We start from the raw sequence: 9,699 nt of genomic DNA on the forward strand, positions 1-9,699 counted from the left end.
GCATAGACACTTTGCTTATCGAACCCGCTTCTTCTTGCAATTCATTCATTCGTTTTTCTTGAAGCTGCGAGTTAATTGTGATAGTACTAATAGCATCGGTCACCCTATCCAGCTCGTTTTTCCCCATCAACGTCAAATCTACCATTTCCACTGATAGAGACTCACCTTGCTCTGTTGAAATGCGAACACTGCTTATTGCTTTCTCGATTTCATTTACACGTTGCTCTGCTGATCGAATGGTCAACATTTGTGCATCGATTGCTTCCTGTTGAAGCAAACGTGACAGCTTAAGCAGTCCAGAAACGGTTAGCACACCTGACAATTCACCATCCTTCGTCACAATAACGCAATCGTACAGAACACTATCATGACGGCTTAAGGCACTATCGATGAGCAGCTGTGGCGGATAATTATAATCAATTGTCAGAGGATCAGCATCCATAAGATTTGTTATAGGCTTGTCATAAAACAAATCCGCACTAAAACGATGTCCCAGCTTCAGAAAAAAACGATTTCTCATCAAAAGGCCGATTGGCAGCCTGCCATTATCACATACAACAACACATTCACATTCAGGATGCTGTTTAAAAGTAGAGATTGTCTCTCTGCATGTCTGTTCTGCTGATACGACTGGGACTCCTATTATGAAGTGCTGAAGACTAGCGGACTGGAGCTTGTGAATTAATCCCACTGTTTGCTTAGTAGCCTTGTTGGTATCGATATTCGGCTTAGCTCCATGCTCCAAAACTAATTCTGTCACAAGCACTCACCCTTCCTTATATTACCTCTTCTATTAATATAGGTCTGAAGGATCAAAACTATTAAAGAGAATTGTTATCTCATTGTTAAATTCGACAATTACTTTATGAAGATATTTGAATACTTCTTCTAGGAGCTGCTACTTTAGTATTATTTATTTTCCACTGATTCAATTATGTTGCGTTTCAATAATGCATAAGGTTAGTAATGCAGTGGAGTGATAAATTTTAAATATAATAAGTGAGGTTAATCTACTCGGATTTACTCGATGTTATTTCATGGTTATTTTACCGCTGATCGGTGGGAATTTTGTAGTCAATTTTACAGCCTCCCAATTGATATTGATATTAGCCCAAATTGGATATACTATAAGGATATTCATATTATATATTTTATATAAACGATTAAAATAATAGTATTTTCACCTATCTTTTAAAATATGAAACAGGAGGGATGTCCTATTGATAACACTATGGTTTTTCCGATTCTAACCGAAACGGACACCGTTCTTCCGGTTTATCTTACCAGCATCGGGCATTGGACTAACCAGGAGTCGACTGACCGCCCAGCCGGCTATCCGCATTTCCAATGGCTGCAGGTTATTTCCGGAGAAGGGGAGCTTCACGTTGGTGATCAAAAAATGACCGCACGCGCTGGCCAAGGCTTCTGCCTTTTTCCGAATGAGCCCCATCAATACTTCGCTACCCATGAGCCTTGGGATATTATTTGGATGAGCTTTAGGGGGGATTTATCAGAGCTGCTGTTTCAACAAGCTGGCATCACACAATCTGGCGTTTATTCAACTGCAGATCATGATATAATTGTGACCCACATGAAAAACATTTACGCGATGACACAATCTGGTCGAGCTTTTCTCGGTATTGAGTGTTCAAAGCTTGTCTATATGTTTTTGCTTGATTTAATGAAGGTGATTCTGGTTAGCTCCCTCTCGGTAGAACAAAACTATTTAAAGCTTAATCCGGTATTTCGATATATTGAAGCCCATCATAGCAAGCTTATAACGATTAAGGATTTAGCTAATTGTATAGATGTGACACCTCAATATTTGTGTTTACTTTTTCAAAAGGCCATGAAGATGCGTCCTATGGAATACGTCAACCGTGAACGTATCAATAGGAGCAAGGAGCTTATGTTCAACGAAAGCGATATTAAAATGCATGAAATTGCACATCGAGTCGGTTTTGACTCGCCTAGCTACTTCAGCTCCGTATTCAAACGGAATGAAGGGCTTAGTCCTGAGCAATTCAAAAAAATTCACGGCATGCGATAGGGAGTATATACGAAGTATTTTGCTTCGCAAAAATTTAAAGATTATGCTTACGAAGTATTTTTGCTTCGCAAAAATTTTAGGAGGTATCCTTATCATGACGAACAAACAACAAATCTTCTCCACTATAGATCAACATGCCGAGACATTCCGATCTATCTCACGTTCCATTGGCAATCGTCCTGAGCTTGGTCATGAGGAATATTTTGCTTCTGAGCTGCTTGTATCGGAGCTTATCCGACAAGGCTTCAGCGTTGAACGAGGAATACTTGGGATCGAAACGTCATTTATTGCAAGCTATGACTCAGGCAAACCTGGACCAACGGTCGGCTTTCTATGTGAATACGACGCACTTCCAGAAATAGGTCATGCTTGCGGTCATCATCTTATTTGTTCGATGAGTGTTGCTGCTGCTGCTGGACTAAAATCTGTCTTAGACAGCGTGGGTGGAAAGATTCGCGTATATGGAACACCTGCAGAGGAAACTCGCGGAGCCAAGGTTCCTATGGCGGAAGCTGGCTTGTTTGATGATTGCGACTTTGCGTTGATGGCACATCCCTATTATACATTCGAGAGGTCGGGCGAATCCCTTTCGTTAGATGCCATTCAATTTGAATTTAAAGGTGTCGCTGCGCATGCAGCTGCCAGCCCCCACGAGGGTATAAATGCTCTAGATGCCGTACTTCAGCTATTCAATAGCGTAAATGCACTGCGCCAACAAACACGAAGCGATGCTCGTATTCATGGGATTATTGATAATGGCGGGCAAGCACCTAATATCGTTCCGGATTATGCGTCAGCCAAGTTTTATGTACGTTCCGCCGCGCGTGCCTACACAAATGAACTTACAGCTAAAGTGCTACGCTGTGCAGAAGGTGCTGCTTTGCAAACGGGCTGCACTTTAAAAATAAATCATTATGAATTTTCTTATGATGAGCTGCTAACCAATGAGGCATTATCAGAGCAATTTAACGCAAATTTAATAGCATCTGGCATTCTTCCGGAAGATATTGAGTTTGGCAAAGATCACGGTTCGCTTGACCTTGGTAATGTATCTGTTCGCTGCCCGGCCATCCACCCTTACATAAAGGTCGTACAAGAGCGTTTACTGCTGCATACCAAAGCGTTTCGCGATGCGGCCATGACTGATTATGCACTAGATGGCATGCTGTTCGGAGCTAAAATGCTCGCTGCTACTGCTTACGATGTATTTACAGACTCTTCATTATTAAATCGTATTCGGTTAGAATTCGAACAGCAAACAAAGTAGACTGTTCATCGTTATCAGTATCGTATTTAACATCGTAATTAACGCGGGCAACTCCGCCTTATCAAGGGGGAAGCAATTGTGATCAATGACAATAATAGTAGTAATGATAATAACAATAATGTTGATGAGATCACACGGGTTTGTTTACTTGCCGGGAAGATCATTTTGCAAAATGGTGGGGAAACCTATCGCGTCGAGGATACGATGATGCGTATTGCAGCAGCGTATGGCCTCGACAACTCACATAGTTATGTGACGCCTACCGGCATTATTTTTGCAATAGACGGCTCTTCGCAGGTAACAAGACTTATTCGAATATCAGAACGTGCCACAAACCTGCTCAAGGTATCTATGGTTAATGATATTTCGAGACAAATAAGCAGCGGCACGCTTGCCGCAGGTGATGCCCATCGTCTACTTCTTGATATAGATCTAGTAGCTTATACTTATCCCATTTGGTTGAAGGTATTTGCTGCTGCTATTGCGAGTGGTTGTTTTCTTATTATGTTCCAAGGGAGTTGGCGAGATTTCTCAACGGTCTTCCTAACTGGAGGCCTCGGTTTTTTATTTCTCATCACGCTGCAGCGAGTCGTACATATTAAGTTTTTTGCCGAGCTTCTGACCGCTATGCTCATTGGTACAATATCCATGCTTTTCGTGCATTTCGAGATAGGCTATAACCTAGATAAAATTATTATTGCCTCTGTTATGCCGTTAGTCCCAGGCTTACTTATTACTGCCGCTGTAAGGGATTTAATGGCCGGACATCTGGTATCTGGACTATCCAAAGGTGCTGAGGCTTTTCTAACCTCGTTCGCCATCGGCTCCGGCATTGCAGCCGTGCTTTCCTTTTATTAACCGAAACGGAGGGGATTATCCTTGGGGATGATTGAACAGTTGATTACTAGCTTTATTGCATCAGCCGCTTTTGGAATTATCTTCAATGTACCGAAACGGACGCTTGCTCATTGTGGAACTGTCGGTATGATTGGCTGGCTAATCTATGTCATATGTACAGAGCTATCCTTAAATATAATTCCCGCAACGCTCATTGCTGCTTTTATTGTAACGATAGTTAGCCAGCTTTTCTCAAAGCAGTACAAAACACCGATTATCGTGTTCAACGTATCCGGTATCATTCCGTTAGTTCCCGGAGGAATCGCTTATGATGCGATGAGAAACGTTGTACTCAATCAATATAATATAGCTGTTCAACTAGCGGTAGAAGCCTTTATGATCTCAGGGGCGATAGCGATTGGTCTTGTATTCTCAGAGGTCATTAATCAAATCATTCGAAAAGTACCTACTCGTTCAAGCTGACTGGTTTTTCTATCGCATATCTTATACGCAGTTTGTGAATCATCTCTTGAATCTGTTCCGGTGAAGGCATAACCATAGTTAGTGCAGATTCCGCATTAGCCACATCTTCCAAACTCTGTTCACTTACAATGATACGCTTCAAAGCATCGGCGAACACCCTCCCCGTGTTTGGCCCCAAATTGGTCAGTTCCTCAAGGCTAGCCGTACTGCTGCCCGTGACAATAGGATGGTCGGAAGTAAGGCTGCCGACTGAGGCAAGTTCATAGAAGGAACGAACAAGCTCTGCCCTCTTTTGCCCCGAGCCCTCTGCAATAACGAATGCTTGTACAATAAAGGCGTGTGTTTGCCGCCTCTGTGCAATTCCACAAAATTTCAGTCCATTTATACTTAAATCAAAATCCCCCGGGCAAAAAGCTCCTTGTATTTCACCTTTATCAACCTGACAGCCGGATTCCTCCAAAGCCAGTTTAATTAAGTGATACATTCTCTCAAAGTCCTGATGAAAATGAAAGCTCTGAACCGATTCCTTTGGCATAATCAACGATATATTAATGACGCCAAGATCTAATGGAACAGCCGCTCCTCCTGAATTCCGCACCGCAACTGATCTGCCTTGTGATTTGAGCCAACGCTGCGCAGACTCCGCTGCCGGTAAACGGCTATCACGCAAGCCCATTACAAAAGCGCTTTGATGCCGCCAAATATGGCAAATCGCCGGTCCACCCTGTCCAGTGGTTCGGCATAGCAGCTCATCCAAAGCAAACGGATATAAAATATCATTTTGCGAAAAATCATCTAAACGATCCAGCAACAACATATTTCTAAATTGAAAACCTGTCGTTTTTTCCTCTACCCTATGCATATCATCCTACCTCTCTTTCAAGCCATCACCCGTCGCTTGTATCTCATACCCTATATTTTAACGATAAATGAAGCATCCTGCATCTCTTGCCTTTAATGTGCCCTTTCACTACAATGAAAGGTAAGGTTATTAGATGCCAAGGAGGAAGCTAAAATTGGAAGCCGTTAATGAAAAAGTCGCATATGAGAACCCATTATTATCGCTGCGAATTTTTCAGGCGACGCGCGGTCAAAGTGGATTTACGAATTGGCATTACCATAAGCAGCTCGAGCTGCTGCTTATTTTGGAAGGTAAGTTAGATATCTATGTAGAAGATAGCAGCTTTCATTTAACAGCCGGAGATGTCCTCTTATTAGGAGCCTCAGAACTGCACCGAGATCGCAGTCACAGCGAGCTTAATTATATTATACTGCAATTCGATTTGGAGCAATTTTTCGACCAAAGCACTATTCCATACATGCGCTATTTCTCAGAAACGCAAATGCCGCTTAGTAAAGCGAACTATATTTTTGAAGAAAATGTTTCTCTCAAGCAGCAAGCCGCTTCCTTTATTAGTCAAATACTTGAAGAAACAACAAGCAAAGAAACTGGATATGAACTCGCGGTCAGTGTTCTCATTAAACAAATTTTACTTCTATTACTGCGTAACGACACCCGCAAGKTACTGATTGAACAGGATAATTTTGACCGACTTCGTCTCAAACCAGTGCTTGATTATATTGAAAATCATTTAACTGAACGGATCCAAGTCGAAGAGGTTTGCAAAATTGCCAATATGAGTTATTTCTATTTCGTGAAATATTTTAAAAAGACGATCGGCTTGTCCTTTACGGAATATGTCAATTATCGCAAAGTGAAATGGGCGGAACGCATATTGCTTACGAAGGACCTTAGCATTTCGGAGGTTGGAGAACGAATTGGCATGCCCAACATGGCACATTTCTACAAAATGTTCAAAAAGTATAACGATTGCTCACCAAAACAGTTCCAACGTAAAATGCTCGTATGGAACCGTCAATAATGCAATAGCTAAAACATGTGCTTCCTTCTAGTATGAAAAAGACTCGTTCTCCCTATACTTTCGGAGTAACGAGTCTTTTTGGCATAACAAGCTTATAACCTACGCCTCTAATCGATTCAATCTGTACGGACTGCTGTCCAAGCTCAAGCTTCTTACGGAGCGAGCTGACATGAACATCGACTGTTCTTTGCCCGCCAATATAATCAAAGCCCCACACAACGTTCATCAGGTCATCACGTGTAATAACCATACCCGGACGTTGTACCAAGTAGAGCAGCACTTCAAATTCCTTCGGTCTTAGCGGTATGGACTCTTCGTTAAGTATTACTTCATATTTCTCGGGATAAATCGACAGATCACCAGCTGTGATTACTTTTTCTGTTGATTGAATCTGCTGTTTGCTTTCATCAAGCTGAGTCCGCCGCAATACGGCTGATACCCGAGCGAGCAGTTCCGCTACGCCAAACGGTTTCGTAATATAATCGTCTGCTCCATGCTTCAGTCCCTGAACGACCTCTTCCTCTGCATTGCGCGCTGTTAAAATAATAACAGGCGTACGCACACCATTTTGGCGAAGCCGATTCAAAATTTCGAATCCATTCATTCCAGGAAGCATGATGTCCAGTATGATCAGATCAAAGCTTCTTTGCAATGCTGTTTGCAAGCCTTGCCCGCCATGGTCAATAACCGTTGTTTCATAACCCTCTTGGGTTAAATTATACGACAGAAGTCGTGCTAACGTCGGTTCGTCTTCAATTACGAGCACTTTATGCAACATGTTTACCTCCAGCTTGGCAAATGCCGCCAAAGAGCGGCATTTACTTTTTTATACTTACAATACTATGAGTTTATCATGCTTTCATGAAGAATAGGTAAACCTTTTTATTGCAGAACAGGCAATTCGATAATAAAGGTCGATCCGCTACCCACAGTACTCGTTACAGAAATGGTACCTTTATGCAGTTCTACCAAATGCTTAACAATAGATAGTCCTAGCCCTGTGCCACCTGAACTCCGTGAACGAGCTTTGTCAACACGATAAAAACGTTCGAATATTCGAGGCAAGTCCTTCTTAGGAATGCCTATGCCGGAATCACTAATTTCAATATGAATATGGTCCTCGCCCTTGCCTTCTATCTTGATGGACACTTTTCCGCCTTCCGGCGTATAATTAATGCCGTTTGAGAGCAAATTCATAATAATCTGACGGAGACGATCCTCATCCGCCTCCACATACAAGCCTCGTTCAATGTTCATATGAACAGTTATTTTTTTGCGTTCCGCTTCAGCCTCCAATAGTTTAACCGTCTTGGACACGAAGGAATCCACTTCTACTGGCGAGAAAACAAGTGGAACACGGCGAGATTCGACCTTGGAGAGTTCTAAAATATCTCCAATCAATCGGTTTAAACGATCACTCTCATCATATATGATTTGTAAAAAGGAACGTGTCGTTTCTTCATCTTTCACTGCTCCGCCAAGCAAGGTTTCAGCAAAGCCCTTTACCGCCGTTATTGGCGTCTTGAGTTCATGGGAAACGTTAGCAACGAATTCGCTGCGCATACGCTCCAAGCGACGAATTGCGGAAACATCCTGCAGCACGAGCAGTACGCCAGTAAATTCGTCGCTATCTGTAAGTACAGGTACTAGATTTAGTTCAAGCAATCTCTCCTCTGGAAAATAAAACGTAATTTCCTCGCGTAAATGCTCCTTTCTCGTAAGTCCCTCTTGTATCATTTGCAATAATTCATACTGCTGCTTCGCTTCAGCGAAATGACGCCCAACGAGCTCCGGTGCTGAGAACCCCAATACTTCCTCTGCTCGCCTGTTCATAAGTAATATCTGTCCACCGCGGTCAATCATTACGATTCCATTGATCATGTTATCAAGTACACTTTCGAGCTGACTCTCATTTTGTTCAATTCGTGTCATTTGTACATGCAAGCTATCTGCCATTGCATTAATAGCATGTCCGAGCTCTCCAATTTCATCATGCTTCATCACTTTCACGCGCGCGCTGTAATCTCTATTTTGTATCCGTTTCGCTACCTTAGTGATTTGTTCTAGCGGGCGAGTCATGCTAAGGGCAACCCTGTAGCTAATGACGGCAGCAATTAGAAACAACACAAGCAAGCCGCCAGCTAACACAAACGTTAGGTTGCGGATACTTTGCTCTACCTCATTCAGATTCATAGCAAGCCTAATAAAATACGGGGCTTCACCAGGTTTAATTTCTACTGGTACCGCTACATAAATCATATTTTTATTGGCTGTTTCACTTTCCCTAATGACCCGGCCAGTCCCGCTCTTCAGCGCTTCCGCTATTTCTTTACGGGCAAGGTGGTTGTTCATTTTCTTCGGATCCCAATCGGAGTCACCCAGCACGACGCCATCATCGCGTATAAACGTTACACGTGCACCAGTGTATCCTTTGAGCTCCTTCGCCTCTGACGTATAATAATTAAAAAGTGATGACAGTTCGCCCGTCTCCCAGTCCATCTTTGCAGTAATAATCCGCATTTCTCTAACCATATTTTCTTCAAGCGCCTTGATATGATTGTCCTTGTATGATTTCGCCATTAATATTCCCGCAGCGCAAACGGACAACGCAATCATTCCAATCATTATGAGTGTCAGCCTCGTGCGAAAACTATTCATCCTGTTCACTCTCCTATTCAATCATTGTATTACGGGTATTTCGACTCCCCTTTACATACAACGTTTATCCTACACTCGTGGGCATCGTTCCGCTAGCCTTGCTTTTGTTAAGTTTTTGTAAAACGTAATGATGGAGCGTTGCTAAAGGCTGCTGAATAAGGATAGATAGTACAACAGGTACAGCAGACAGCGGACTAAAATAACCGAGTGCAAGCACGATACCTAGCGAGATATTTCGCATGCCTGTCGCATACGAAACCGTAACCTGCTGCTCAAAGCTGTGAAACTTAGCTGTACACACATAGCCAAGCGCGTAACATAAACCGACTAGGACAATTACAAGCGGTACAATTACGAACATATCATCCTTAAGCTGTTCGATATGTGGCGCTATAGCAGAAGCATTTAGTGCTACTACTGCGACAAAGCATAGCTTTGAGATTGGCGCCGTGAATGGCTGAACGATACCTTGGATGCGTCCTTGACTGAGCTGATTCAGTCCCACACCAATGATCGTAGGA

Annotated in this window: 9 protein-coding genes and 1 pseudogene; 5 read left to right on the top strand and 5 right to left on the bottom strand. The window is 42.7% G+C overall.

Annotated features, from left to right (window positions below; all coding sequences use genetic code 11):
• The coding region (locus AC1DWN_RS19920; protein WP_477560648.1) for a CBS domain-containing protein at positions 1-760 on the bottom strand (760 nt) is incomplete at its 3' end.
• Positions 761-1,231: 471 nt separating this feature from the next.
• On the opposite strand from AC1DWN_RS19920, the gene AC1DWN_RS19925 reads away from it, so the two are divergent.
• From AC1DWN_RS19925 to AC1DWN_RS19940, 4 genes are all read left to right on the top strand, one after another.
• Complete coding sequence (locus AC1DWN_RS19925) at positions 1,232-2,050, top strand: AraC family transcriptional regulator (protein ID WP_477560649.1); 819 nt, start codon at positions 1,232-1,234, stop codon at positions 2,048-2,050.
• A 94-nt stretch (positions 2,051-2,144) separates the two neighbouring features.
• Positions 2,145-3,317, top strand: coding sequence for a M20 family metallopeptidase (locus AC1DWN_RS19930; protein WP_477560650.1), 1,173 nt, complete (start codon positions 2,145-2,147; stop codon positions 3,315-3,317).
• An 81-nt stretch (positions 3,318-3,398) separates the two neighbouring features.
• On the top strand, positions 3,399-4,175 hold the full coding sequence (locus AC1DWN_RS19935; RefSeq protein WP_477560655.1) for a threonine/serine exporter family protein: 777 nt from the start codon (positions 3,399-3,401) through the stop codon (positions 4,173-4,175).
• 27 nt (positions 4,176-4,202) lie between these two features.
• Complete coding sequence (locus AC1DWN_RS19940; protein ID WP_477560656.1) at positions 4,203-4,637, top strand: threonine/serine exporter family protein; 435 nt, start codon at positions 4,203-4,205, stop codon at positions 4,635-4,637.
• Here the strand turns inward: AC1DWN_RS19940 and AC1DWN_RS19945 are convergent.
• Complete coding sequence (locus tag AC1DWN_RS19945) at positions 4,621-5,499, bottom strand: lipoate--protein ligase family protein (RefSeq protein ID WP_477560651.1); 879 nt, start codon at positions 5,497-5,499, stop codon at positions 4,621-4,623. The genes AC1DWN_RS19940 and AC1DWN_RS19945 overlap by 17 nt on opposite strands.
• A gap of 154 nt (positions 5,500-5,653) precedes the next feature.
• Between AC1DWN_RS19945 and AC1DWN_RS19950 the strand changes: the two genes are divergently transcribed.
• The gene (locus AC1DWN_RS19950; RefSeq protein WP_477560652.1) at positions 5,654-6,520 is read left to right on the top strand and encodes a helix-turn-helix domain-containing protein; all 867 of its coding nucleotides are present in this window, start codon (positions 5,654-5,656) and stop codon (positions 6,518-6,520) included.
• 52 nt (positions 6,521-6,572) lie between these two features.
• Here AC1DWN_RS19950 and AC1DWN_RS19955 read toward each other — a convergent pair whose 3' ends face one another.
• The 3 genes and pseudogenes from AC1DWN_RS19955 to AC1DWN_RS19965 form a co-directional block, all read right to left on the bottom strand.
• A complete protein-coding gene (locus tag AC1DWN_RS19955; protein ID WP_477560653.1) occupies positions 6,573-7,298 on the bottom strand; it encodes a response regulator transcription factor in 726 nt (241 codons plus the stop codon).
• A 104-nt stretch (positions 7,299-7,402) separates the two neighbouring features.
• On the bottom strand, positions 7,403-9,178 hold the full coding sequence (gene pnpS / locus AC1DWN_RS19960) for a two-component system histidine kinase PnpS (protein ID WP_477560654.1): 1,776 nt from the start codon (positions 9,176-9,178) through the stop codon (positions 7,403-7,405).
• Between the two features lie 64 nt (positions 9,179-9,242).
• Positions 9,243-9,699, bottom strand: a pseudogene (locus AC1DWN_RS19965) (bile acid:sodium symporter family protein); the annotation flags it as partial.

The organism is Paenibacillus sp. P4_A7, from assembly GCF_056402455.1.